This window comes from Pseudomonas sp. NPDC089406 (assembly GCF_044900265.1).
In the GTDB taxonomy this organism is placed as follows: Bacteria; Pseudomonadota; Gammaproteobacteria; order Pseudomonadales; family Pseudomonadaceae; genus Aquipseudomonas; species Aquipseudomonas fakonensis.
Map to the genome: position 1 here is coordinate 101381 of NZ_JBJDNC010000001.1, position 26255 is coordinate 127635.

A 26255-nucleotide genomic window follows, 5' to 3' on the forward strand; every position below is an offset into this window, starting at 1 on the left:
TTGCCTCAACTGGCGGTCGGCGCGGGGGCGGTGATAGCCCGGCGGCGGTGGAACAGGCGCTCCAGGGCCAAGTATATGACCGGGGTGGTGAACAGCGTCAGCGCCTGGCTGACCAGTAGGCCACCGACCACCGCGATACCCAGCGGCTGGCGCAGCTCGGCGCCGGCGCCAAAGCCGAACATCAGCGGCACCGCGCCAAGCAGCGCGGCCAGGGTGGTCATGATGATCGGGCGAAAACGCACCAGGCACGCCTGGTGAATCGCCTGCTCCGGGGTCATGCCGTGGTGGCGCTGGGCTTCCAGGGCGAAGTCGATCAGCAGGATGCCGTTCTTCTTGACAATGCCGATCAGCAGCACCACGCCGATCAGCCCCATGATGGTGAAGTCCTGCCCCATCGCCCATAGCAGTATCAGCGCGCCCAGGCCCGCCGAGGGCAGGGTGGAGATGATGGTCAGCGGGTGCACGAAGCTCTCGTAGAGCACGCCGAGGATGATGTACACCGCCACCAGCGCGGCCAGGATCAGCCACGGCTGGCTGGCAAGCGAGCTCTGGAACGCCTGGGCTGCGCCCTGGAAGTTGCCGGCAATCGAGTCGGGCATGCCCAGTTCGCGCTGGGTGCGTTCGAGTATTTGCACTGCATCACCCAGGGCCACGCCTGGCGCCAGGTTGAACGACAGGTTGGCGGCCGGGAACAGCCCGTCATGGCTGATCGACAGCGGCCCGGTGCTGGGCGCGGCAACATGCGCCAGGGCCGACAGCGGCACCATCTCGCCCGACAGCGGCGAGCGCAGGTAGAAGTAGTTGAGGCTCTCGGCCTTGCCGCGTTGGCGGGCGTCCAGTTCGAGAATCACCTTGTACTGGTTGGTTTCGGTCTGGAACTCGCTGATCTGCCGCTGGCCGAAGGCGTCGTACAGCGCCTGGTCGACGTCGGTGGTGGTCAGGCCGAAGCGCGCCGCGGCCTGGCGGTCGATGTCGATGCGGGTGACGCTGGCCCCCAACTGCAGGTCGTTGGACAGGTCGCGAAACGCCGGGATCTGCCGCAGGCGCTCGGTCAGGCGTTGGGTCCACAGGTTCAGCGCCACGCCGTCGTTGCTCTTGAGCACGTACTGGTACTGGGTGCGCGAAGGGCCGGAGCTCAGGTTGATGTCCTGGCCGGCGCGCAGGTACAGGACGATGCCCGGCACCTGGGCCAGCTTGGCGCGCATGCGGTCGATCCACTCGCTGGCCGACACGTCGCGTTCGCCGCGCGGCTTGAGGGCGATCCAGAAGCGGCCGTTGGCGATGGTCTGGTTGCTGCCGGTGACCCCCACCGAATGGGAGAACGCGCGCACTGCCGGGTCGGCTTCGATAATCTTCGCCAGCGCCTGGTGCTTCTCGATCATCGCCGGGTACGACACATCCGCCGCCGCCTCGCTGGTGCCGAGGATGAACCCGGTATCCTGCAGCGGGAAGAAGCCTTTGGGGATGCCGACATAACCCGCCACCGCCAGGGCCAGGGTGATGCCGAACACACCGAGGGTGATGCGCTGGTGTGCCAGGGCCTTGTTCAGGCCCTTTTCGTACCAGCGCACCAGGCGCTGGCCAAAACCGTCGTGCTGTTCATGGGGCGGCTTGCGCATGAACAGCGCGCACAGGGTCGGCGCAAGCGTCAGCGACACCACCACGGAAATCAGGATGGTCGCCGTGGCAGTCAGGGCGAACTCCTTGAACAACCGGCCCACCACGCCGCCCATGAACAGCAACGGGATGAACGCGGCGATCAGCGAGAAGCTGATCGACACCACGGTGAAGCCGATTTCGCCGGCGCCCTTCAGCGCGGCTGTGCGGCTGTCGTCGCCGGCCTCGAGGTGGCGGTGGATGTTCTCCACCACCACGATGGCGTCGTCCACCACAAAGCCCACCGAAATGACGATGGCCACCAGGGTGAGGTTGTTCAGGCTGAAACCCAGCACGTACATCAGCGCGCAGCTGGCGATCAGCGACACCCCCAGCACGCTGGACACCACCAGGGTTGCCGACCACTGGCGCAGGAACAGCGCCATCACCCCGATCACCAGCACCACGGCGATCAGCAAGGTCAGCTCCACCTCGTGCAGCGAGGCGCGAATGGTTTGCGTGCGGTCCTGCAGCACCGACACCTCGATGGCACTCGGCAGCATGCCCTGCAAGCGCGGAAGCTCGGCCATCACCCGGTCGACGGTGTCGACGATGTTGGCCCCCGGCTGGCGGAAGATCACCAGGTTGAGCCCTGGCTGCTCACCGGACCAGGCCTTGACGTAGGCGTTCTCGGCGCCGTCCACCACCTTGGCCACATCGCTCAGGTGCACCGGCGCGCCGTTGCGGTAGCTGACGATCAGCCGGGCGTAGTCCTCGGGGTGGAACAGCTGGTCGTTGGCGGCGATGGTCGACACGCTGTGCTCGCCATACAGCGCGCCCTTGGCCAGGTTCAGGCTGGTCTGTTGGATGGCCTGGCGGATGTCGGCGAGCGTGAGGCCGATGGCGGCAAGCTTTTCCGGTTGCGCCTGCACGCGGATGGCCGGGCGCAGCTGGCCGGTGATGTTGATCAGGCCGACCCCGTCGATCTGGCTGAGCTGGCGCGCAAGCAAGGTTTCGGCGTAGTCGCTGAGCTGGTTGCCGGGCATTTGCGCCGAGCTTACGGTGAGGATCAGCACCGGGCTGTCGGCCGGGTTGACCTTGCGCCAGGTCGGCGGGCTGGGCAGGTCCTGGGGCAGGCGCGCGGTGGCGGTGTTGATTGCCGCCTGCACTTCCTGCGCGGCAGTGTCGATGTTCTTGTCGAGGGTGAACTGCAAGGTCAGGTTGGTCGAGCCCAGGGCGCTGCTGCTGGTCATCTGGGTCATGCCGGGGATGGCGCTGAACTGCACCTCCAGCGGGGTGGCCACCGACGAGGCCATGGTTTCGGGGCTGGCGCCGGGCAGTTGCGCGGTGACCTGAATGGTCGGGAAGTCGGCTTCGGGCAGCGGCGCCACCGGCAAACGCGGGAATGCGATGGCGCCCAGCAGCACCAGGGCGAAGGTCAGCAGCAGGGTGGCGATGGGGTGGTCGATGCACCAGGCCGAGACGCCGTTGCGGGTGTTCATGGCTGCGGCTCCGCGTCGTTTGCGCGATTGCCATCGGCCAGGCGCTGCGGTTCGGCGCACTGTCCGCTGGTTTCAACCTGGCTTCCTGGTTTTAGCCGCGACTGGCCATCGAGGACCAGGCAGTCCCCTGGCTTCACGCCATCAATGACGTTCAGCGCGCTGTCCTGGTACAGCACCTTCACCGGCACGCTGGTGACCTTGTCACCGTCCAGCCGGTAGACGAAGTGCCCGTCGATGCTGCGCTGCACCACCGGCGGCGGCACCACCAGGGCGTTCTGCTCCACCGCCGTGAGCAGGCGCACGGTCACCAGTTGGCCGGGCCACAGGTGGCCGTCCTTGTTGTCGAACTCGGCTTTTACCCGCACCGTGCCGGTGTTGGCCGACACCTGGTTGTCGATCAATGCCAGGTGGCCCTTGCCCAGCAGGCTGCGTTCGCCGTCGGCATCCATGAACGCCTCCACTTCGGCGGGCGTGGCGGCTTCGAGCAGTTTGTGCAGGGTCGGCAGGTTTTGCTGGGGCAGGGAAAACTCCACGGCAATCGGGTCGATCTGGGTCACGCTGAACAGGCCCTGGGTGTCGCTGGTGCGCACCAGGTTGCCCGGGTCGACGTTGCGAATGCCCACCCGGCCGCTCACCGGCGAGCGGATCTGCGTATAGCTGAGCTGTACAGCGGTGTTGTCGATGGCTGCCTGGTTGCCGGTAATGGTGGCCTGCAACTGGTTCACCAGCGCCTGCTGCTGGTCGAGGGTCTGCTTCGACACGCCGTCATCGCTGCTCAGCAACTGGTAGCGCTTGAGGTTGACCCGCGCCACCTGCAGTTGCGCCTGGGTTTGGCCAAGTTGTGCGCGGGCCTGGTCTAGTTGCGCGCGGATTGCCCGGTCATCCAGGGTGGCCAGCAGGTCGCCCTGTTTCACCCACTGCCCTTCCTTCACCAGCACCTGGGTCAGCACGCCTTCGACCTGCGGGCGCACCTCGACGCTGTGCAGCGACAGCACCGAGCCGATGGCACCGAGGTAGCGCGGCACATCCTGCTGGGCCACACCAACCACCCGCACCGGGATGGCGGCAGCAGGCTTGTGCGCGGTGCCTGCGGTCGGGCGCAGCCACCAGGCGGTGGCGCCGAGGGCGACGACGAGCAGCAGGATCAGGGCTTTGCGGGGCAAGGGTCGGGTCATGTGGCGGTGGCCGGGTAGGGGAGGGGGACAGTGTCTTATAGCGCGCCGATCGGGTCGCCAGGGTGACCGCTGGCTGTCAGCGCTGTCAGTATTACAAGCGTTGAGGAAATTTCGCAGTTCGCTTGGGAAATCGTTCCCTTGTGCTTGCTCCGTTTCGCCATGGAGCGCCTTGCCAGCTTCGGCATGATGCCCCTCGTACCCGGCAGCCACTCACGGTTGCCGTTGCACGAATCATCAAGGCGCAACGTGCGCAGCATCATAAAGGGAGCATCCATGAAAAAGGTAACCTTGAGCGGCCTGGCCGCCGCAGTGGCATTGATGGGCGCGGCCCAGTTCGCACAGGCCGCCGACGGCGAAATCAGCTTTGAAGGCAGCATCGTCAACAGCACCTGCGCCATCGAAGTGGGCAACGGCACCGGCGGTGCCAAGGGCGTGGTCAAGCTCGGTGACGAAGTGCCGGTAAGCAGCCTGGCCAAGGCCGGCGACGTGGCTGGCGGTGGCTCGTTCACCCTGCAAGTCAACGATACCGACCCAGGTTGTGACATCACCGGCAAGGCCGCCACCGTAACCTTCCTGCCGATCACAGGCTCCGCCGGTGCTGCCGGCCAGTGGCTGGCGCTGGAGCCGGTGGCCGGTGCCGCCAGCAATGTGGCAGTGCAACTGCGCGATTTCAGCGGCACCGAACTGCCGATTTCCGAGCCGTCCGCCGAGTACGCCAACCTCAGCCAGCCGCTGCGCTTCACTGCCAACTACATCGCCACCGGCGCGGCCACCCCGGGCCCTGCCAACGCCAAGGCGCAGTTCACCGTGAACATCCAGTAAACCGGGCTGCAGCCGCGCCCCGTGCAGGGCGCGGCTCACCTTGAAACTCACCTTGTAAAAAAGGGGGCTGCGATGTTCCGCACGCATTCACACAGGTGGCTGGCCGGCGCGCTGTTGCTGGCGCTGTTGCCCACGGCGCAGGCCGGGGTGACCCTGAGCGGCACGCGTATCATCTTCGATGCCAGCAAGCGCGATGCATCGATCACCGCCGGCAACGGCACCGACAAACCCTACGCCGTGCAGGCCTGGATCAACACCGAAGAAGACGACCACGCCATCACCGCGCCGTTCATTGCCACGCCGCCGCTGTTTCGGCTGGATGCCATGAAGGAGCAGATGGTGCGCATCGTACCGACCGCGCACAACCTGCCGACCGACCGCGAGTCGGTGTTCTATTTCAACGCCCAGGAAATCCCCGCTGCCAGCAACGACGACGGCAACACGTTGAAGATCGCCCTGCGCACCCGCATCAAATTGTTCTACCGCCCCAAGGGCCTGCAGGGCAGCCTGCTCGAGGCCCTGCCACGGCTGGAATGGGCCATCCGCCAGGAGGCCGGCGAGTCGCGCCTGCAGGTGCACAACCCAACGCCGTTCCATGTCTCGTTCATCCATATCAAGGTGGCCGACGGCGGGCGCGACAGCGAAATCGACAAGCCGGTGATGGTGGCGCCGTTCTCCACCCGCCAGTACGCCATCGCCCCGCGCCTGGGCTGGACGCCGAACAGCGTCGAGTTCTCGGTGATCAACGACTACGGCGGCTACACCAAGCCCGAACGGGTCAGCCTTACCGCTACGCGCTGACTGGCGCCCGCCCTCTGATCGAGTAACCGCAATGCCCAATTCTTCCTGCCGCAGGCTCAGCGCCTGCGGCCCGACCCTGCTTGCCTGTGTGTTCGGTGCCGGCCTGCCGGTTGCCCAGGCGGCGATGTTCGACAGCAGCTTCATGCAGCCCTTTGGCGGCGGCTCGGCCGGCCCCAACCTGGACCTCGAGGCCATTGCCCACAACGCCCAGGTTCCGCCAGGCCTGCACCAGGTGACCATCCGCCTGAACCAGAGCTTCTACGACCGCCGCGAACTGCGCTTTGACGATGCCGGCAACGGCGAGGTGCGTGCCTGCCTGAGCCCAGCGATGCTCGAGGCCATGGGCGTGAAGCTGGCGGCGTTCATCGACCAGCACGAACTGGATGCGCTGGATTGCGTCGACCTGCAGCAGGCGGTCGAAGGCGCCTTGGTAACCTTCGACCCGGCCTACCTGGCGCTGGACATCAGCGTGCCGCAGGTGGCCCTGCGCCGCGACGCAGCGGGCTACGTGGCACCCGAAGAATGGGACGCCGGCATCAACGCCGGCTTGCTCAACTATCAGTTCACCGGCTCGCAAGGGCACACGGCAGGGCAGGGTGACCACAACCAGTTCAGCCTGTACCTCAATGGCGGCCTGAACCTCGCCGGCTGGCGCCTGCGCTCCAACGGCAGCTACACCCAGGACCAGAACAACCGCCGCCAGTGGCAGCGTTCGACCAGCTACGCGCAAACCGACTTGCCCGGCAGCCTCGGCACCTTCACCTTGGGCGAGAGCTTCACCGCCGGTGACGTGTTCGACAGCCTGCCGTTTCGCGGCGTGCAGCTGGCCAGCGACATCGGCATGCTGCCCGACTCGATGCAGGGCTACGCGCCGGTGATTCGCGGCGTGGCCGAAACCCGTGCGCGGGTCGAGGTGCGCCATAACGGCTACTCGCTGTACACCACCTACGTGCCGCCCGGGCCGTTCGAGATCAACGACCTCAACGCCTCCAGCGGCAGCGGCGACCTTGAGGTGATCATCACCGAGGCCGATGGCCGCGAGCGGCGCTTCACCCAGCCCTACGCGACGCTTGGCAACCTGCTGCGCGAGAACACCTGGCGCTATGGCCTGACCTTCGGCGAGTACAACGGCGTCGATGAAAACGGCAATCGCCCGGGGCTGGCCCAGGCCACGTTGGCCTACGGCCTGCCCTATGACTACACCTTGTCTGGCGGTGTGCTGGGCAACGATTTCTACCGCGCCACACAGCTTGGCCTGGGCAAGAACCTGGGCAGCCTAGGCGCCATCTCGCTGGACCTGACCCAGGCCCGCACCGAAGGCCGCGACGGGCGCACCGACCAGGGCCGCAGCTATGGCATTCGCTACGGCAAGGCCTTCGCCACCGGCACCTCGGTGCGCTTCGCCGGCTACCGCTATTCCACCGAGGGCTACCGCGATTTCAGCGAGGCGGTATGGCAGCACCAGGGCGATGACTTCAACCGCATGACCAAGCGCAGCCGGGTGCAGGCCAGTATCAACCAGAACTTCGGCAATACCTCGCTGTACCTGAACCTCAGCCAGCAGGACTACTGGAACACCTCGCGCCGCGAGCGCCAGTTGCAGTTGGGCGTCAACACCGTGCACCGCGGGGTGAGCTATGGCCTGTACGCCAGCAAGAGCCTGGTGGACTCGTTCGGCCAGTCCAGCTTCATCAGTTTCAACGTGTCGATACCGCTGGGCGGCGGCAGCAGCGGCACCCTGGCGCTGACCCGCAACAACGACGGCAGCTACGACCAGCGTGCCGGTTACCGGGGCCGCTCCGGGCACCTCAATTACGCGGTGGATGCAAGCCACGCCGAGCGCTCCGGGGGCAGCGGCTCGGCCTCGCTCAACTACCTGGCGCCGTTCGCGCAACTAGGCGCTGGTGTAAGCGCCGGCGAGCGTTACCAGCAGGTCAATGTCAGTGCCTCGGGCTCGCTGCTGGCCCATGGCGGCGGCATCGCCCTGGGCCAGACCCTGGGCGAAACCCTGGGCCTGGTGCATGTGGCCGACACTCCAGGAGTAGGGCTGGCCAACGCGCCGGGCACCCGTACCGACAGCAGCGGCTATGCGCTGATCCCTTATCTGACGCCCTATCGCAAGAACCGCGTGAGCCTCGATACCAGCGGGCTGGACCACAGCACCGAAGTAGAAAACGGCGTCACCAATGTGGTGCCGCGACGGGGTGCGGTGGTCAAGGCCGAGTTCGCCGCGCAGCGGGTGGAGAAGGTGTTGTTGAACCTGCGGCTGGAAGATGGCGGGCTGCCGCCGTTCGGGGCGCAGGTGGTGGATGGCGAACAGCGAACGGTGGGTGTGGTGGGGCCGGGAGGCCAGGTGCTGCTGGCGCTCGAGGGTGATACAGGCGCTGTGACCGTGCGCTGGGGCAAGACCGCCGACCAGCGCTGCCAGGTATTGCTGGTCGTCAGCGAAGCGCCGCCGGCGGTGGGTTACCGAGAGCAGCAGGGCGTCTGCCGTGCAGGGGATATGGCGATGAATGGCCGTTCGAGCAGCTCGTCGTGAACAACGTTTGGGAGAAATCAATGAAGGTGTTTATGAAGTTCGGCGGGGTGTGCCTAACAGTCATCAGCTTGTGGCTACCGCTGCAGGCGGTCGCCTGTAACTTTCCGGCGGGTTTCTTTCATCGAATGGAAGTCAACCCAGGCACGATTTTCGTAGGACGGGATGCACCGATCGGTACTGAGATCACCCGCTGGATTTTTGACGAAGCGGGCTTCGGCCCACCGAGTGGTAATGGGCGTTATGACTGCCCCACTGGTTCTCGGATCGAGGCGATGACACCACTGCCGCAGATTCATAACTCACCCTTGGTACCGGCCGGTGAGGTCATCCTGCAAACCAGAATTCCAGGTATCGGGCTTGTGGTTTCGGCGCACATGATGGGAGGAGGGAGAACTGAGTTCTGGAACTTCGTTCCAGCCCAAGGGCATCGAAATTTTGGCGTGCCCTATGTCGCCACCCAGACTAATAGTGAAACTGCACGCATCGGCAGCGTGTGGCTTTTCTACCGCCTGATCAAGATCGGCCCGACGCAGCCCGGCATGGGGCCGCAGTCGCTTGCCGGGCACACCCTGGTGGAATTTACCAGCAGCACCCATGGCAAGGTGCTGGATATCGTGATCGCCAGCGGAGCGCTGGACGAAGCCATGTGTGGGCTTCCTGCGGGGCCTGGCAAGCAGATCACGGTGCCGATGGGCACTTGGCGCACCGGCCAGTTCCGGGGTGAAGGCAGCGTCACCGACACGATGTCGTTCAACGTTGCGCTGGAGGCTTGCCAGGCGGGTACCAGCTACGAGAATCGTAATTTTGCCCACCTGCGCCTGGACCCTCGCAACGGCTCCAGCGTGCTCGATGCCCAGCGCGGCATCCTCGGCCTGAACAGCGACTCGGACGCAACTGGCGTGGGTGTGCAGGTACTCAAGGACGACCTCACGCCCATGCCGCTGACCGAGGAAGTGCAGATGGTCCGCATGCGCAACGGCGATATCCAGATCCCCATGGCTGCCCGTTATATCCAGGTCGGCAAGGATACCCCTGTGGGCGGGGTGGCCAACGCATCAGTGGGCTTCACCCTGACCTACAAGTGACCCTGAATCGGCTGTTCTGCAGAGGCGTAGTAGTATGAATTTACGCAAACTGGCAACGCTTACAGGCCTGTACCTGCCATTGCAGGCCCTGGCCTGTGAGTTTCCCGCTGGCTTCTTGCAGCGGGTTTCTCTGGACCCTGGCAACCTGGTGGTGGGGCGCGATGCCCCGGTTGGCACCGTGATCTACCCGGTCGGTGGCGGCTTCCAGACAGTGAAACTCTCCATCGAGCGCATCGAATGCCCTCAGGAGACAACCTTCGAAGTCACCACACCGTTGCGCCAGGAAGAAGGCTCCCCCTGGGTAAACCCAGGTGAGGTGTTGCTGCACATCGGGATCCCCAATGTCGCCCTGGTGGTAGCGACAAGCCTGGGCACCCACAGTGGTTACTGGCAATACATTCCAGGCCAGGGGCGCAATGGCATGGGCGTGCCGCACCGGGAGATCGTCAGGCCCGTGCAGGAGGGTTCGACCATCAGGGTGCCATTCCTCAGTTCGTTTGTGTATGACTACCGCCTGGTCAAGGTAGGTCCCATCGACCCGGGCATGGGGCCGCAATCGCTGAATGGGCTGACCCTCGCTACGTTCACCAGCAGTCGCAGCGGCCGGGTGCTGGAGCTGGTGTTTACCGGCGGTACGCTGAACGTTGCGCAATGCGGTTTGCCAGGCTCTCCTTCGCAGCAGGTTCGAGTGCCGATGGGCACCTGGCAAGTTGCGCAGTTTGCAGGGGCGGGCAGCTTCACCGAGAGCCGGGAGTTCGTCATATCCTTGCGTAACTGCGTGGGTGGGGAGGTGCCTGGCAACTCCCCGACCGCCTACCTGCGCCTGGACCCTCGCAACGGTTCGCCCGTGCTGGACGCCCCGCAGGGCATCATCGGCCTGAACAGTGAATCCGATGCGACCGGGGTGGGGGTTCAGGTATTGCAATATGACAGGACGCCCGTGCGCCTTAGCGAGGAGGTGCCGATCTTCCAGTTCGCCGATGGCGACTTCGAAATCCCGTTTGCCGCCCGCTACATCCAGTTGGCCGACCGTGCCCCCACGGCAGGCGTGGCCAACGCCTCGCTGAGCTTCACCCTGACCTACAAATGATTGAGCCAGGTCAAAAGTTGATTGCCAATTGCCACTAATCTCGAGCGCCCTGCCGATTGTACCCAACAACAACGAGAGCCTCCGATGAAGTGCAATTTGCCCGTTACCGGTCGCGAAGTGGATTACCCCGGCGACGCCAACATTCTTTCCACCACCGACCTGGACAGCCGCATCACCTACGCCAATGACGTGTTCATGCAGGTCAGCGGCTTTACCCGCGACGAGTTGCTGGGCCAGCCCCATCACCTGGTCCGCCACCCGGACATGCCGCCCCAGGCCTTCGCGCAGATGTGGCAGGCGCTCAAGGCCGGGCGTTCTTGGATGGGGCTGGTGAAGAACCGCTGCAAGAACGGCGACCATTATTGGGTCAGTGCGTTCGTTTCGCCCATCAGCAGTGGCGGGCAGGCGCTGGAGTATCAGTCGGTGCGCACCAAGCCCGGCAGAAAACAGGTGGCGGCTGCCGAGGCCTGCTATGCCCGGCTGCGTGCAGGGCGGCGCAGCTGGCGCGAGCGCTTGCCGGTGGCGGGCCTGGCAACCCGGCTGTCGCTGGCGGTGGCGGGGGTCGCAGCGCTGGTGATCGGCGCGGGGCAATGGTGGGCAGGGGCGCCGCTGCTGCTGTCATTGGTTGAGGTACTCGCCGTGGCGGGGCTTGCGGCTCTTGCCATCCTGCTGTTGCTGCGCCCCTATGAGCGCCTGCGCCGCCAGGCCCTGGCAATTGCCGACAACCCGTTGAGCCAGCTTTTATACACAGGCCGGCGCGACGGCCTGGGCCAGATCGAGTTCGCCATGCGCATGCTCAAGGCGCAATTGGGGGCGGTGGTCGGGCGCATTGGTGATACCTCATCACGCCTGGCCGGGCATTCCGGCTCGCTGGTAGAGGCGCTGCACAGCAGCCATGCCAACAGCCTGGAGCAGCAGAGCGAGGCCGACCAGGTGGCCACTGCCATCCACCAGATGAGCGCCAGCGTGGCCCAGGTGGCCAGCAGTGCGCAGATGGCCTCGATGGCCGCCGACCAGGCCGAGGGCGAGACCCAGGCTGGGCATCAACTGGTGGACCGCAACCGCTGTGCGATTCAGGACCTGGCCGGCTCGTTGCTGGAGGCCGGCGAGGTGATCCAGCAGCTGGAAAGCCACAGCAGCGAGATTTCCGGGGTGCTCGATGTGATCCGCGGCATTGCCGAGCAGACCAACCTGCTGGCGCTCAACGCCGCCATCGAGGCGGCGCGGGCCGGCGATCAGGGCCGTGGCTTTGCGGTGGTGGCCGACGAGGTCCGCGGTTTGGCCAAGCGCACCGCGCAGTCCACTCACGACATTCAGCACATGATCAGCGCCTTGCAGGACGGCGCCCGCGCGGCGGTGCAGGTGATGCGCGAGAGCAGCGCCCATGCCGGGCACAGCGTCGAGCAGGCGCAATTGGCCAGTGATGCGCTGGACAGCATCAGCGTGCGGGTCAACCAGATCAACGAGATGAGTTTGCAAATTGCTGCGGCGGTGGAGCAGCAGAGCCAGGTCAGCGAGAACATCAACCGCAACATCATCAGCATCCGCCAGGCCAGCGAGGCGACGGTGCAGGTGGGGCAGCGCAGCCACGGCAGCGCCAGCGACGTGGCGCACCTGGCGCAGGACCTGCGGCGCTTGGCGGATGAGTTCTGGCGCAGGTGCCAGTGAGGGAGGCTATCGCGGGGCAGAACTACGGTCTCTGGGAGCAACTGTCTTGCTCAATCTCTAAAACTGGGCACCGCGTCGTCTGCTTCGCGGTGGTCCGGCACTCCGGTAAACCCGCTCCCACAGGATCGCACGAGGTGCGAAACAGGCGCGGTACCTGTGGGAGCGGCTTTAGCCGCGAACACCGGCGAAGCCGGTGCCATTCACCGCGTCGCTTGCTTCGCGGCTAAAGCCGCTCCCACAGGGTATGCGGTGCGTTTGAAAATTGGCTCAGAAGCCGATGAAGGCGTAATACACCGGCGTTTCGGCGGTAGTCTGCAACCCATGCCCTCGCAGGCTGCCAGTCAATTCATCCGCTACCACATGCACCTGCCACTGCACGGGGTTATCCACAGGCACTGCCTCCAGCGCCGATGCAAACGCCCCCATGTCCGGCAGCCAGGCGGTGAACCCATTACCCTTCAGTGCACTGGTGGTGATGCCCAGCGCCTGGCAGATGGCAACCTTGCTGGCGATGTCTTCACGGTCGGCCTGACGCGAGGCCTCGATCAGCCCACGCAGTTCGGCGTCCTGCAACAGCCCGCCATGGATCAACTCAGGCCCCTGCTCCCAGGCTTCAGGGGGGCAGTCCTTGCTCTCGGGGCGCAGCGGCAGGTGCGGGTTGATTTCGGCCGGGTAGATGCGGCACACCAGCGGGCGGCTTGCATAGATGCTGCACAAATCGTCTGCGTCGAGGTTGCGGCAGCGCCCCGGGTTGAACGCGGCGAAGGTCACCGACACGCGCAGCTCGCCTGTGCCGCAGGGCACCGGGTGGGAGCGGCGCAGCACGTGTTCGCGTTGCTCGGGCGGCATGCCTGGGCCGTCGGCCATGAAGCCTTCGATCAGCACGATCACCTGGCCCCCGGCGCGCGCCCACTGGCCCGCTTCGGCGAGGGTCAGCGGCACATGGTGGCCAGTGCAGCACTTGCCGCAGCCGGTACAGCCGAAACGGATGCTGTCGCTCACTTGCCGGCGGCCCACTCGGTGACGAAGGCCTGCTGGCGCTGGCGGTCATACAGGCACAACTCGGTGCCGGTAGCGTTGTTCATGTGCTTTTGCGGGTACACGCCCTCGATCAACAGGGCGCTGTAGCCGACCTGGTCGTCGAATTCGGCAGGTTTGCCCAGGGCGTGGGCATCCTTGAACTGGCTGGCCTTCAGGCAAGCCTTGAGCATGTGCTGGCGCTGGTCGTTCCAGGCCTGGGTGCTGGAGGCGTGGGCGCAAGCGGTCATTAATGTAAAGCTGAGCAGTATCAAACGTAGCATGGGCATGTCCTTACCAGGAGACGGAATTATGCCTTTCCATTGGGTCTACGCAAGGTAATAATTTTCTTACATTTTTTATCTGTCTCTATTCTAAAATCGAAGCTTCATTACCAATCGTTGCCTGAGCTGGAAAGACAGAAAATCGTGGCTATACCTACAGGAGTTTCGACGGGGGTGTAAACCGAGAGGGCATGGAATGCGTTTCGACGGGACGTTTCTACAGTTGCAGCAGCGTCTGGAAGTGCTGGCGAATGTTGGTGATTGGGCAGAGCTTAATCCGAATCAGTACGAGTTTCGTAGCCACAGTGGCGGGGTGATGTGCTGGTTTCCAGGCAGCGGGGAGCTGAGTTTTCAGGGGAAGCTGGAGCCGGCATTGGAGCTGGAGCAATTGGTTCGGGGCACCTTGTCAGATGGCGGTGAAACCATGCCTGATGCAGGGCAGCTCATCAAGAGCCTGGCGCAAGTTCCAGATTTCATGAACATGTCCTTTCTGGATGACTCGTATACCGACTCGGAGTTGGTGCTGGGGTTCGTTGGCGCCCTGGGGACTGATTTGAAAGTGGTTTGCCAAATTGTCGAAGAGCGACTCAAGGCATTTCGCTACAAGTCTCATGCTATCCGTATATCCAGCGATGTGATTGAAAAGATCGGAAATGTTCCAGTATTTGAACATAGCCTTGAACGCATTGATGGATACATGCGTGAGGGTAATCGATTGCGCGAGGTATCAGGCGATAACTCGATACTGGCGCTCGGCGCAGCGGCTGCCATCGGTCAATTGAGGGGGCAGGCGGAGCCCCGCAGGCAGGCCTACTTGATTAACTCGCTGAAAACACCGTTTGAGGTACAGCGGTTACGAAAGATATATGCAGGGGGGTTCTTCTTGATCGGTGTGCATGCTGACCATGAGCGCCGCAGCCGTTACCTCGTGGAGGACTTGCGATTAACCAAGGATCAGGCTGCGGACCTGATCTCAAGGGATGAAAACGAAAAGGAGCCCCACGGGCAGCATACTCGGGACACTTACCACTTGTCTGATTTCTTTGTCAGCTATGACGGTAATCATGACGCGTTGAAAAAGCAGGTTTGGCGGATTCTCGATCTGTTGTTTGGAAGACCGTATGTGACCCCGACCTTTGATGAGTATGCAATGTTCATGGCATTTTCCGCGTCACTAAGGTCTGCTGACCTGTCACGGCAGGTGGGCGCGGTATTGACCAAAGACGATTGTATTATCGCAACGGGGGCTAATGATGTGCCGAAGAGCGGGGGCGGCCTCTACTGGCCGACTAAAAACGCGGCGCATGAAATAGGTGATGCCCCGGACGGGAGAGATTACAAACGTGGTGAAGACTCTAACGCCATGCAAAAAAAGGAAATTGTAGAAGCGATCATCCGCTCATTGCCTGAGCACTACCGAGATGAAGTAGCGCCTTTGATAAAAAATAGTGGAATAAAAGATATTACTGAGTACGGTCGAGTCGTGCATGCTGAAATGGAAGCGCTGTTATCATCCCTGAGGGTCGGGGTCAGTGCGGTCCACAGTACGTTGTACTGCACAACCTACCCTTGCCATAACTGCGCGAAGCATATTATTGCAGCAGGCGTGGATCGTGTGGTGTATGTCGAGCCTTACCCAAAAAGTAAAGCGCAGAAGTTTCACTCTGATTCGATTTCGCTGGAACGCTCAGGTAAAGGTGTATTTTTTGACGCGTTCATCGGTGTAGGGCCAAGAAGTTTCTTCGACCTCTTCTCAATGAGCCTGGGGAGCGGCTACGCTGTCATACGTAAGACCGAGGACGGGCAAAGGGTTGACTGGACTGAAGCAGATGCTAAATTGCGCACCCAGATGCTGCCTTGCTCATATATTGATCGCGAGGCCATTGCTGGACAAACGTTGTCAATGTATTTGAAAGGAGGTTCCGATGAGCGGAAGTAAAGAGGAATTTCTTCGTTATCTCGATGAGTGCCGTGAGAAAGTCGAGCAGTGGCCATCGTGGAAGCGGGAGGCCCTGAAAGCCCCTAACCGTGAGCCCGTCGTTTCCAGATTGGCCTCACCGTCCCGGCCACAGCCGCCGAAGTAGTCGTCCAGTAGCCACAGAGCCATGCACTTGCATGGCTCTTTGCTTTCTGGCTTTCAGCGCTCGGCAAACACCACAGCGCGGGCCGCCACCACCAGGCAGTCGGTCAGCTCTGGCGAGCTGAACTTGGTGAGGATGGCGTTGGCCCCGGCCTCTTTGGCCTTGTTGCCGCTCATGGCGCTGTCCAGCGAGGTGTGCAGCAGAATGTAAAGGTGCTGGAAGTCCGGGGTTTCGCGCAGGGTGCGGGTAAAGGCGAAGCCGTCCATCTCGGACATTTCGATGTCCGAGACGATGATGTTGATCTCCCGCTCGGTGCCTTGCAGCTCCAGCAGCACGTTGATCGCATCCTTGGCGCTGCGCGCGGTGTGGCACTCGATACCGAGGTTGCGCAGGGTGTGCACCGACTGTTGCAGCGCCACCTGGCTGTCGTCCACCACCAGGATGTTGGCCGCAGCCAGCAGGCTTGCGTCTTCTTCGCCGACCTCGCCTGGGTGCGGCTCGGGCTGTGGCGGGGCGATGCCGTGGATGACCTTTTCGATGTCCAGCACCTGCACCAGGGTGTTGTCGACCCGGGTTACGCCAGTGATGAACGAGCGGTTGCCCGAGCCGAATGGCGGCGGCTTGATGTCGGTGCTCAGGCAATGGACGATGCGGCTCACCGCCTGCACGTGCAGGCCTTGGCGCGAGCGGCTGATCTCGGTGACGATCAGGCAGCCGCCATCGGGGTCGGCCAGGGGCATTTCACCGATGGCGCGGGACAGGTCGATGACCGACAGCGAGTTGCCGCGCAGGGTGGCCACGCCTTTGACGTGCGGGTGCGCCTCGGGCAGCTTGGTCAGCGGCGGGCAAGGGATGATTTCGCTGACCTTGAGCAGGTTGATTGCCATCAGCTTGCCGCTGCGCAGGGTGAACAGCAGCAGGGACAGCGAGTCCGCGCGGGCGTTTTGCGTGGCCATGGGCGACCTTCGGTATTAAATGTCGGGGAGGATGCCGGGTTATCGGCCTGGGGGCCAGTGGCTTTAGGTGAAGTTGTAACCGGGGAATGCTATTGCCTGCCAGGGCCCTATCGCCGGCAAGCCGGCTCCTACAGGGTTCGCACAGCCTTGTAGGAGCCGGCTTGCCGGCGATGCTTTTTCAGCGCAGCCCCAGGCGCTTGGCCAGCCGGCTCAGGTTCGCCCGGTCCAGCCCCAGCTCCCGGGCGGCCGACGCCCAGTTGTCGCCATGGCGCTTCAGACACTCCTCAACCACTTGCCGCTGGTACTCATCCACAGCCTCGCGCAGCCCGCCTTCGGGCAGCGTCAGGTGTGTTTGCACAGGCGGGGCGGCCACGGTTGCAGCCGGTGCGACACTGCGCACGTCCAGGTCGGCTGCTTCCAGCGTCAGAATCTTCGGCCGCTGCCCATGTTGCCCCAGCGCCTTGAGCGCCGAACGCCCGATCAGGTGCTCCAGCTCGCGCACGTTGCCCGGCCACTGATAGGCCAGCAGCGCCTGCTGCGCCTCGGCAGACAGCCGTAAGCTGCCCAGGCCCAGGCGCGAGCGGTTCTGCTCGAGGAAATACCCCGCCAGCAATAGCACGTCACGGCCCCGTTCGCGCAGCGGCGGCACTTGCAGGGGGTACACGCTCAGGCGGTGATAGAAGTCGGCGCGAAACTGGCCGCTGCGTACCTCTTCGGCCAGGTCGCGGTTGGTGGCGGCGATCAGGCGCACGTCCACCCGGTGTTCGCGGTCCGAGCCCAGGCGCTGCAACTGCCCGCTTTGCAGCACCCGCAGCAGCTTGGCCTGCACCGCCAGCGGCAGCTCGCCGACTTCGTCGAGGAACAAGGTACCGCCATTGGCCAGCTCGAACTTGCCGCGTCGCTCGCCATGGGCGCCGGTGAAGGCGCCGCGTACATGGCCGAACAGCTCGCTCTCTACCAAGGTGTCGGGCAGCGCGGCGCAGTTCAGGCTGATCAGCGGCTTGTCGGCGCGCTGGCTGGCGCGGTGCAGGGCCTGGGCCACCAGTTCCTTGCCCACGCCGGTCTCGCCGGTAATCAGCACGGTCAGGTCGCTGCCGCCCACCAGGCGGATTTCCTCCACCAGATGTTTATGCGCCTTGCTCTGGCCGATCAGCTCGCGGTCCTGGCCGCTGGCCTGGCGGTACACCTCGGCGCGCTGGTGCTCGTCCTCGGCGCGCAGGGCCAGGTGCTCGATGCGTTCGGCCACGGTTACGGTGGCTGCGGCCAGGCTGGCGAAGGCCTGCAGGGCGTCCAGTTCCAGGCTCTGGAACTGCCCGGGGGTGAGCGCATCGAGGGTCAGCAGGCCCCAGGGCTGCTCGTCGACCATCAGCGGGCAGCCCATGCAGTCGTGCACCTCCAGGTCGACGTGCTCGGCGTTGACCAGGCCGTCGTAGGGGTCGGGCAGCGGGCTGTCGCTGGGAAAACGGGTGGGTTCGGGGTTGCCCAGCAGCACCTGGAAGCGCGGGTGCTCGCTGACCCGAAAGCGCCGCCCCAAGGTGTCCGCCGACAACCCGTCCACCGCCAGCGGCACCAGCCACTCGCCGTCCAGGCGCAGCAAGGCCGCGGCATCGCAGGGCAGCAGGCCGCGCATGGCTTGCAGCAGGCGGCGGTAGCGCTCCTGGTCGGGCAGGTCGCGGGACAGGTCGCTGACCAGGGGGAGCAGGGCGGTGAGCAGGGGCTTTGCAGTCATATGGACTCCTGTTGGTCGTAATGACTATACGCTTGCGTGTGTCATTTTGACACTCGCCAGGCAAAGCTCCTGAATTCATTGGCTTTTGAAGTTGGCACGATTTCTGAAATACACAAGGCAATCATTCGAAGCCAAAGGCTCAGGAGTTGTCGCAATGCTCAATGCCGAACAACGTGCAATCATCAAAGCCACCGTGCCCCTGCTGGAAAGCGGCGGTGAGGCGCTGACCACCCACTTCTACAAGATGATGCTCAGCGAGCACCCCGAGGTACGCCCGCTGTTCAACCAGGCCCACCAGGCCAGCGGTGACCAGCCGCGCGCCCTGGCCAACGGCGTGCTGATGTACGCCCGGCACATCGACCAGCTCGAGCAGCTCGGCGGCCTGGTCGGGCAGATCATCAACAAGCACGTGGCCCTGCAGATTCTCCCCGAGCACTACCCGATCGTCGGCAAGTGCCTGCTGCGCGCCATCGAGGAAGTGCTGGGCAAGGAAATCGCCACCCCTGAAGTGATCGCCGCCTGGGCGGGTGCCTACGGCCAGTTGGCCGACATCCTCATCGGCGCCGAAGAGACCCTGTACAAGCAGAAGGAAGAAGCCGTCGGCGGCTGGCGCGGTACCCGCGAGTTCCGCCTGGTGCGCCGCGAGCAGGAAAGCCGCGAGATCGTCTCGTTCTACTTCGCCCCGGTGGACGGCAAGCCGGTACTCAAGGCCGAGCCTGGCCAGTACATTGGCCTGAAGCTGGACATCGATGGCGCCGAGCAGCGCCGCAATTATTCGCTGTCGGCCCTGTGCGATGGCGAGCAGTACCGCATCAGCGTCAAGCGCGAGGCCGGCGGCAAGGTCTCCAACTACCTGCATGACGAGCTGATGGTGGGCGACACCCTGCAGCTGTTCCCGCCGGCCGGCGACTTCACCCTGGCTGCCAGCGACAAGCCGCTGGTGCTGATCAGTGGCGGCGTGGGCATCACCCCGACCCTGGCCATGCTCGAAGCCGCGCTGAAAACCCAGCGCCCGGTGCACTTCATTCACTGCGCGCGCGACGGTGCGGTGCATGCGTTCCGCGACTGGGTCGATGGCCTGGCAGCGTGTCACCCGCAGCTCAAGCGCTTCTATTGCTACGCCGAAGACCCGGCCAACCAGGCCGATGCCGTGGGCCTGCTGAGCCAGGACCTGCTGGCCGAGTGGCTGCCGCGCGAGCGTGACGTGGATGCCTACTTCCTTGGGCCGAAGGGCTTCATGGCAGCGATCAAGCGTCAGCTCAAGGCGGTTGGTGTGCCGGAAGGGCAGAGCCGCTACGAGTTCTTCGGGCCGGCGGCGGCGCTGGAGTGATTGGTCGGGGCTGATGGCCTCATCGCCGGCAAGCCGGCTCCTACAGGTGCAGCGCAGGCTTGAAGGTTGTGCGTCCCCTGTAGGAGCCGGCTTGCCGGCGATGAGGCCGGGACAGGCAACAATCCCATAGGCCTGCACCTTCTTCTATATAAAGAGAGATGAACGCACTTACACCCGCGTTCATCTTTAATCCTCCTTTAATCACTGTATCCTTCACTCCCGAGTGTCGAGGGGCCTGCCCCTGTCCGGCGCTTGGGCTGCCGCGTTTTTTACGTGCAGCGTTGAACCGAAACCGGCCCGCCCGGTCCTAGGTCATCAATGGATAGCCGCGCTCACCGTTCCTCGACGCAGTCACAGGTCCACTCCAGCGTGTAGACTTGGCGCCCGTCGGGCAGCCCGCGCTGCCACTCTCCATTCGAAGGAATCGGCTATGAACGAACTCTCATCGCGCCTTAACCGCGAGCGGCGCTTCCTGGTGCTGCTGGGCGTGATCTGCCTGGCGCTGATCGGCGGCGCACTTTACATGCAGGTGGTGCTCGGCGAGGCGCCATGCCCGCTGTGCATCCTGCAGCGTTACGCGCTGCTGTTCATCGCGATCTTCGCCTTCCTGGCCGCGGCCATGCCGGGGCGGCGCAGCCTGACCGTCTTCGAGGTGCTGGTGGTACTGAGCGCCGTGGGCGGAATCGTTGCGGCCGGCAACCATGTGTATATACTCGCCAACCCGATGGTCAGCTGCGGCATCGACACCCTGCAACCGATCGTCGACGACCTGCCCCTGGCCAAGCTGTGGCCGCTGGCGTTCCAGGTCGACGGCTTCTGCTCCACCCCCTACCCGCCGATCCTCGGCCTGTCCCTCGCCCAATGGGCCTTGGTGGCCTTCGTCCTGACTGCCGTGCTGGTACCCCTGGGGATCTACCGCAACCGCCGTCGCGGTTAGACCAAAGTCCCCATTTGACCCAGGTCTATTGCAGCGCGGGATAAGGCACAAACCCCGCTGAAAGATTGACCAGGGTCATGCCCCGGGCCTTGCGTGATGCGGGTTTCAGGGTTACTGAAAGGGGTGCGACAAACTGTCGCGAAGTTGAATTTTTGAGCAGTATTGTTACGTATTCTGTAAAAGACTGTTGCTCAATAAGTCATAGTCAAGGGTGGGCGACCTCACTACAATCGCCCCCAATTTCCGTTCGGCACTGCTTGCGAGTCGCAGGATTGAAGGAAGCCGCAGCGCTCCCTTTTGCTGACTTCGTCAAGTTTCGCCCAACGGCGATACCGGGCGGACCCCCCTCCGCGTTTTCCCGCACCAAATGGACTTGGTCTGAAGTACAGGCCTGTTGCCTACGAAACCATAAGCACCGCTAACCCGCTTGACGCCAAGGTTCCTGCAGCCGGACCCCGGGCAGGAGCGAGTACGGGCGCGAATTGCCGCACTTGGCAGGACGAAGTGTTGGCTACCAAAACACAAATTGCATTGAAGCAAGCTGATCTAGAGGTCGTGAGATGAGTAAAAAGCGTTACCCCAGACTGTTTGGCATATTGCCCTTTTTAGGCATGCTTTTACTCAGTGGGTGCAACTGGACCCTGCTCGACCCGAAGGGCCAGGTCGGCATTGAGCAAAAGAACCTGATCCTGATCGCCACCGGCCTGATGCTGCTGGTGGTGATTCCCGTGATCATCATGACCGTGGTGTTCGCCTGGAAGTACCGTGCTTCCAACAAGGCTGCCACCTACACCCCCGACTGGTCGCACTCGACCAAGATCGAAGCCGCGGTGTGGATCATCCCGATCCTGATCATCATCGCCCTGGGTTACGTCACCTACCACTCCACCCACAAGCTGGACCCGTATCGTCCGCTGGATTCGGACGTCAAGCCGATCCAGATCGACGTGGTCGCACTGGACTGGAAGTGGCTGTTCATCTACCCGGAGCAGGGCATCGCCACGGTCAACCAGATCAACTTCCCAGCCAACGTTCCGGTCAACTTCCGTGTGACCTCGGACGCCGTGATGAACTCGTTCTTCATCCCGGGCCTGGGCGGCCAGATCTACGCCATGGCCGGCATGACCACCAAACTGCACCTGATCGCCAACGAGAACGGTGTGTTTGACGGTATCTCCGCCAACTACAGCGGTGAAGGTTTCACCGGCATGAAATTCAAGGCAAATGCCACTTCCCAGGAAGACTTCGACAAGTGGGTCGCCGAAGTGAAGCAGTCGCCGAAGAAGCTGGACCAGGCCACCTACGACGCCCTGGCCAAAGCAAGCAAAAACAACCCGGTCGAGCTGTACAGCGAGGCTTCGCCTGAACAGTTCCAGCTGATCGTCGACAAGTACGAAGGCATGAACCGCGGCAAGCCGGTCCACGAAGAAGCAGGCAGCAAAGATCTGGCCACCACCAAGGGTGTGGAATCGAGTACGCAACCAGCTGCCGGTGCAGAGGAGTAAGAGATGTTCGGTAAATTAACCCTGGAGGCGATACCCTATCACGAGCCGATAGTCATGGTGACGCTTGCCATGATCGCGCTCGGCGGTATCGCTGTCGTCGGCCTTATCACCTATTTCCGCAAGTGGACCTACTTGTGGACCGAGTGGCTGACCACCGTCGACCACAAGAAAATCGGCGTGATGTACATCATCGTCGCGATGGTCATGCTGCTGCGTGGCTTTGCCGACGCCATCATGATGCGTACTCAGCTGGCTGCCGCTACCGGTGGCTCCGAAGGCTACCTGCCGCCTGAACACTATGACCAGATCTTCACCGCCCACGGTGTGATCATGATCATCTTCATGGCGATGCCGTTCTTCACCGGCCTGATGAACCTTGCGGTTCCTCTGCAGATCGGTGCACGTGACGTTGCCTTCCCGTTCCTGAACTCCCTGAGCTTCTACCTGCTGCTGGCAGGCGTGCTGCTGGTCAACATCTCGCTGGGCGTTGGTGAATTCGCCAAGACCGGCTGGGTTGCCTACCCGCCGCTCGCAGGCATTCAGTACAGCCCGGGCGTGGGTGTCGACTACTACATCTGGGCGCTACAGCTCTCAGGCCTGGGTACGACGCTTACCGGCGTGAACTTCCTCGTCACCGTGATGAAGATGCGCGCCCCTGGCATGAAGCTGATGGACATGCCGATCTTCACCTGGACCTGCACCTGGGCCAACGTGCTGATCGTCGCTTCGTTCCCGATCCTGACCGCCGCACTCGCCCTGCTGACCGTTGACCGTTATCTGGACTTCCACATTTTCACCAACGAGCTTGGTGGGAACCCGATGATGTACGTCAACCTGTTCTGGGCCTGGGGTCACCCTGAGGTTTACATCCTGATCCTGCCGGCCTTCGGCGTGTTCTCGGAAGTCACCTCGACGTTCTCTGGCAAGCGTCTGTTCGGCCACCACTCGATGATCTACGCATCGGGCGCAATCGCCGTACTGGGCTTTGCAGTCTGGCTGCACCACTTCTTCACCATGGGTGCCGGCGCCAGCGTCAACACCTTCTTCGGCCTGGCGACGATGCTGATCTCCATCCCGACCGGTGTGAAGCTGTTCAACTGGCTGTTCACCATGTACCAGGGCCGCGTGCGTTTCACCGCGCCAATGCTCTGGACCCTGGGCTTCATGATCACCTTCTCCATCGGTGGCATGACCGGCGTACTGCTGGCCGTTCCAGGTGCTGACTTCGTCCTGCACAACAGCCTGTTCGTCATTGCCCACTTCCACAACGTGATCATCGGTGGTGCGGTATTCGGCTACATCGCCGGCTTCGCCTACTGGTTCCCGAAAGCCTTCGGCTTCACCCTGAACGAGAAGTGGGGCAAAGCTGCCTTCTGGTTCTGGATCTCGGGCTTCTACGTTGCGTTCATGCCGCTGTACGCCCTGGGCTTCATGGGCATGACCCGTCGTCTGAACCACTCCGACAACCCGCTGTGGGAACCCTACCTGTACGTAGCCGTCGTCGGCGCCGTGCTGATCCTGTTCGGTATCGCTTGCCAGCTGATCCAGCTCTACGTTTCGGTCCGCGACCGCAACCAGAACCTGGACGTGACCGGCGACCCATGGGGCGGCCGTACCATCGAGTGGTCCACTTCGTCGCCACCTCCGTTCTACAACTTCGCTCACATGCCTGAGAAAGTTGGCCTGGACGCCTGGCACGAAGCCAAGGAAGCCGGTGTTGCCTACAAGCCTGCTGCCAAGTACGAAGCCATTCACATGCCGAGCAACACCTCTACCGGCCTGTTCATGGGTCTGTTCCTGACCGTGTTCGGTTTCGCCTTCATCTGGCACATCTGGTGGCTGGTGGGCGCAAGCCTGGTAGCGACCATCGCAGTCTTCGTTCGCCACGCCGCGCGTGACGACCAGGGCTACATGGTTCCGGCAGAAGAAGTGGCGCGCATCGAAGGCGAGCGCATGAAAGCGCTGGCTCAAGCAGGTGCTCTGCCTGCCGGCGCACGTGTCGAATCGTTTGAACGGGTGTAATCAATGTCCAGTCAAGTAATGCACGGTGATGCACATGGTCACGACCATGGGCACGACGATCACCACCACGACTCGGGCCAGATGACCGTACTGGGTTTCTGGCTGTACCTGATGACCGACTGCATCCTGTTTGCGTCGCTCTTCGCCACCTACGCGGTGCTGTCCGGCAGTTTTGCCGGCGGCCCGTCGGGTCACGACATCTTCCAGCTCGACTTCGTGCTGGTTGAAACCGCGTTCCTGCTGCTGTCCTCGATCACCTTCGGCTTCGCCATGCTGAAGATGTTCGCCGGCAACAAGGCAGGCGTACTGGGCTGGTTGGCTGTGACCTTCCTGTTCGGTGCAGGCTTCATCGCGATGGAAATCTATGAGTTCCATCACCTGATCGTTGAGGGCTTCGGCCCGCAGCGCAGTGGCTTCCTGTCGGGCTTCTTCGCCCTGGTAGGTACCCACGGCCTGCACGTGACTGCCGGCCTGATCTGGATGGCAATCATGATGTACCAGATCAACAAGCACGGCATCACGCCGACTGCCAAGACCCGCATGAGCTGCCTGAGCCTGTTCTGGCACTTCCTCGACGTGGTCTGGATCTGCGTATTCACCGTCGTCTACCTGCTGGGAGTTATCTGATGGCTAGCGCACACGACACTCATCACGAAGGCAATCACGGTAGCGTGAAGTCCTACATGGTCGGCTTTGTCCTGTCGATCATCCTGACCGCGATCCCGTTCGGCCTGGTGATGTTCCCGAGCCTGCCGAAGAACCTGACCGTTCTGATCGTTGTGGCCATGGCCGTGATCCAGGTAGTGGTACACCTTGTGTACTTCCTGCACATGGACCGCTCGAAAGAGCAGCGTTCCAACGTGTCGACGTTCCTGTTCACCGCTCTGGTAATCGCTCTGCTGGTCGGCCTGTCGCTGTGGATCATGTTCAGCATCCACTTCGAAATGATGGCCAAGTGAGGTAAGACTGCATGTCCGTTAAGCACTTTATCCAAATCACCAAACCGGGGATCATTTTCGGTAACGTGCTTTCCGTGGCAGGCGGCTTCTTCCTTGCCTCGAAGGGCCATGTGGACTTCGCCCTGTTCCTGGCAGTGGTGATCGGTACTTCGCTGGTGGTGGCGTCCGGATGCGTGTTCAACAACTGCATCGACCGTGACATCGACCACAAGATGGAGCGCACCAAGAACCGCGTCATGGTGCAGGGCGGCATGCCGCTGCCCCTCGCGCTGATCTACGCCACCCTGCTCGGGGTGGTCGGCTTCAGCATGCTGTACGTGCAGGCCAACCCGCTGGCGGCGTTCTGCGCCCTGGCCGGTTTCATCGTCTACGTCGGTTTCTACAGCCTGTGGCTGAAGCGCAAATCGGTGCACGGCACCCTGGTCGGCAGCCTGTCCGGTGCCATGCCTCCGGTGATCGGCTATTGCGCCGTGAGCAACAGCTTCGACCTGGCTGCAGTGACCCTGCTGGTGATGTTCAGCCTGTGGCAGATGCCGCACAGCTTTGCCATTGCCATCTTCCGCTTCAAGGACTACAGCGCTGCCAACATTCCGGTGTTGCCGGTGGCGCGCGGTGTCCTGGCGGCGAAGAAGCAGATCGTGCTGTACGTACTGGCCTTCGTCCTCGCCACCCTGATGCTGACCCTCGGCGGCTACGCCGGCCTGGGTTACCTCGCCGTGGCGGCTGCCATGGGCCTGTACTGGCTGTACATGGCCTGGAGCGGCTACAAGGCCGAGGACGACAGCAAGTGGGCGCGCAAGGTCTTCGGCTTCTCCATCCTCCTCGTCACTGCCCTGAGCGTGATGATGGGTGTGGACAGCCAGACCGCCGCCGACGTGCTGATGACCTACGCACGCTGATACAGCGCAGCCTGTTACACAAAAAGCCCCGGCCCAGTGCCGGGGTTTTTTATTGCCCATACCCTCAGCCCTGCGCCCTACCTGTAGGAGCCGGCTTGCCGGCGATGAGGCCGTTACAGGCAACCCAAGGCAGTAATGCCTGTCAGTTAGCGTTTCAGCGTGACCAACGGGGCTGCTTTGCAGCCCTTCGCGGGCAAGCCCGCTCCCACAGGGATCGCACAACCCTCGGGCCTAAGCTGCACCTGTAGGAGCCGGCTT

The 26255-nt window shown here is 63.0% G+C and carries 20 protein-coding genes and 1 pseudogene; 15 read left to right on the forward strand and 6 right to left on the reverse strand.

The features are described from left to right. Window positions 1–5 precede the first annotated feature (5 nt). Both ACI2KK_RS00480 and ACI2KK_RS00485 read right to left on the reverse strand, forming a co-directional pair. Complete coding sequence (locus tag ACI2KK_RS00480; RefSeq protein WP_404667481.1) at window positions 6–3098, reverse strand: multidrug efflux RND transporter permease subunit; 3093 nt, start codon at window positions 3096–3098, stop codon at window positions 6–8. After that, window positions 3095–4273: an efflux RND transporter periplasmic adaptor subunit gene (locus ACI2KK_RS00485; protein ID WP_404667482.1), complete on the reverse strand. Its 1179-nt coding sequence runs from the start codon at window positions 4271–4273 to the stop codon at window positions 3095–3097. Before ACI2KK_RS00485 ends, ACI2KK_RS00480 begins: the two co-directional genes overlap by 4 nt. Before the next feature lie 273 nt (window positions 4274–4546). On the opposite strand from ACI2KK_RS00485, the gene ACI2KK_RS00490 reads away from it, so the two are divergent. The 7 genes and pseudogenes from ACI2KK_RS00490 (at window position 4547) to ACI2KK_RS00520 (ending at window position 12278) form a co-directional block, all read left to right on the forward strand. Then, window positions 4547–5095, forward strand: coding sequence for a fimbrial protein (locus ACI2KK_RS00490; RefSeq protein ID WP_404667483.1), 549 nt, complete (start codon window positions 4547–4549; stop codon window positions 5093–5095). A gap of 72 nt (window positions 5096–5167) precedes the next feature. Next, on the forward strand, window positions 5168–5896 hold the full coding sequence (locus ACI2KK_RS00495) for a molecular chaperone (RefSeq protein WP_404667484.1): 729 nt from the start codon (window positions 5168–5170) through the stop codon (window positions 5894–5896). Between the two features lie 31 nt (window positions 5897–5927). Continuing rightward, the gene (locus ACI2KK_RS00500) at window positions 5928–8435 is read left to right on the forward strand and encodes a fimbria/pilus outer membrane usher protein (RefSeq protein WP_404667485.1); all 2508 of its coding nucleotides are present in this window, start codon (window positions 5928–5930) and stop codon (window positions 8433–8435) included. Further along, complete coding sequence (locus ACI2KK_RS00505; RefSeq protein ID WP_404667486.1) at window positions 8432–9520, forward strand: fimbrial protein; 1089 nt, start codon at window positions 8432–8434, stop codon at window positions 9518–9520. The genes ACI2KK_RS00500 and ACI2KK_RS00505 overlap by 4 nt, the downstream gene beginning before the upstream one ends. 34 nt (window positions 9521–9554) lie before the next feature. Further along, complete coding sequence (locus ACI2KK_RS00510; RefSeq protein ID WP_404667487.1) at window positions 9555–10610, forward strand: fimbrial protein; 1056 nt, start codon at window positions 9555–9557, stop codon at window positions 10608–10610. A gap of 84 nt (window positions 10611–10694) precedes the next feature. Next, window positions 10695–11024: pseudogene (locus ACI2KK_RS00515) on the forward strand (PAS domain-containing protein); the annotation flags it as partial. Window positions 11025–11183: 159 nt separating this feature from the next. Then, window positions 11184–12278, forward strand: coding sequence for a methyl-accepting chemotaxis protein (locus tag ACI2KK_RS00520; RefSeq protein WP_404667588.1), 1095 nt, complete (start codon window positions 11184–11186; stop codon window positions 12276–12278). A 267-nt stretch (window positions 12279–12545) separates the two neighbouring features. Here the strand turns inward: ACI2KK_RS00520 and ACI2KK_RS00525 are convergent, their stop codons facing one another. After that, window positions 12546–13280 carry a YkgJ family cysteine cluster protein gene (locus ACI2KK_RS00525; RefSeq protein ID WP_404667488.1) on the reverse strand — a complete coding sequence of 245 codons (735 nt, stop codon included), beginning with the start codon at window positions 13278–13280 and terminating at the stop codon, window positions 12546–12548. Then, window positions 13277–13585, reverse strand: coding sequence for a hypothetical protein (locus tag ACI2KK_RS00530; protein WP_404667489.1), 309 nt, complete (start codon window positions 13583–13585; stop codon window positions 13277–13279). The genes ACI2KK_RS00525 and ACI2KK_RS00530 overlap by 4 nt, the downstream gene beginning before the upstream one ends. A gap of 190 nt (window positions 13586–13775) precedes the next feature. Between ACI2KK_RS00530 and ACI2KK_RS00535 the strand changes: the two genes are divergently transcribed. Beyond that, the gene (locus ACI2KK_RS00535; protein ID WP_404667490.1) at window positions 13776–15518 is read left to right on the forward strand and encodes an anti-phage dCTP deaminase; all 1743 of its coding nucleotides are present in this window, start codon (window positions 13776–13778) and stop codon (window positions 15516–15518) included. A gap of 198 nt (window positions 15519–15716) precedes the next feature. Here the strand turns inward: ACI2KK_RS00535 and ACI2KK_RS00540 are convergent, their stop codons facing one another. Both ACI2KK_RS00540 and norR read right to left on the reverse strand, forming a co-directional pair. Continuing rightward, window positions 15717–16616: a chemotaxis protein gene (locus tag ACI2KK_RS00540; protein WP_217840271.1), complete on the reverse strand. Its 900-nt coding sequence runs from the start codon at window positions 16614–16616 to the stop codon at window positions 15717–15719. Between the two features lie 178 nt (window positions 16617–16794). After that, a complete protein-coding gene (gene norR / locus ACI2KK_RS00545) occupies window positions 16795–18345 on the reverse strand; it encodes a nitric oxide reductase transcriptional regulator NorR (RefSeq protein WP_404667491.1) in 1551 nt (516 codons plus the stop codon). Between the two features lie 154 nt (window positions 18346–18499). Here norR and hmpA point away from each other — a divergent pair, with 154 nt between their 5' ends. The 7 genes from hmpA (at window position 18500) to cyoE (ending at window position 25997) form a co-directional block, all read left to right on the forward strand. Next, entirely contained in the window at window positions 18500–19675 is a 1176-nt protein-coding gene (hmpA, locus tag ACI2KK_RS00550; protein ID WP_404667492.1) for an NO-inducible flavohemoprotein, read from the forward strand. 430 nt (window positions 19676–20105) lie between these two features. Continuing rightward, entirely contained in the window at window positions 20106–20612 is a 507-nt protein-coding gene (locus ACI2KK_RS00555; RefSeq protein ID WP_369988036.1) for a disulfide bond formation protein B, read from the forward strand. 560 nt (window positions 20613–21172) lie between these two features. Beyond that, entirely contained in the window at window positions 21173–22117 is a 945-nt protein-coding gene (cyoA, locus tag ACI2KK_RS00560; RefSeq protein WP_404667493.1) for a ubiquinol oxidase subunit II, read from the forward strand. A 3-nt stretch (window positions 22118–22120) separates the two neighbouring features. Next, entirely contained in the window at window positions 22121–24139 is a 2019-nt protein-coding gene (gene cyoB, locus ACI2KK_RS00565; protein ID WP_404667494.1) for a cytochrome o ubiquinol oxidase subunit I, read from the forward strand. Between the two features lie 3 nt (window positions 24140–24142). Further along, window positions 24143–24766 (forward strand): cytochrome o ubiquinol oxidase subunit III, encoded by a 624-nt coding sequence (gene cyoC / locus ACI2KK_RS00570; RefSeq protein ID WP_217840265.1) that lies wholly within the window; start codon window positions 24143–24145, stop codon window positions 24764–24766. Beyond that, window positions 24766–25098 carry a cytochrome o ubiquinol oxidase subunit IV gene (gene cyoD, locus ACI2KK_RS00575; protein WP_404667495.1) on the forward strand — a complete coding sequence of 111 codons (333 nt, stop codon included), beginning with the start codon at window positions 24766–24768 and terminating at the stop codon, window positions 25096–25098. The genes cyoC and cyoD overlap by 1 nt, the downstream gene beginning before the upstream one ends. A gap of 11 nt (window positions 25099–25109) precedes the next feature. Next, window positions 25110–25997, forward strand: a complete 888-nt coding sequence (gene cyoE / locus ACI2KK_RS00580) for a heme o synthase (protein WP_217840263.1) — start codon at window positions 25110–25112, stop codon at window positions 25995–25997. Window positions 25998–26255: the final 258 nt, after the last annotated feature.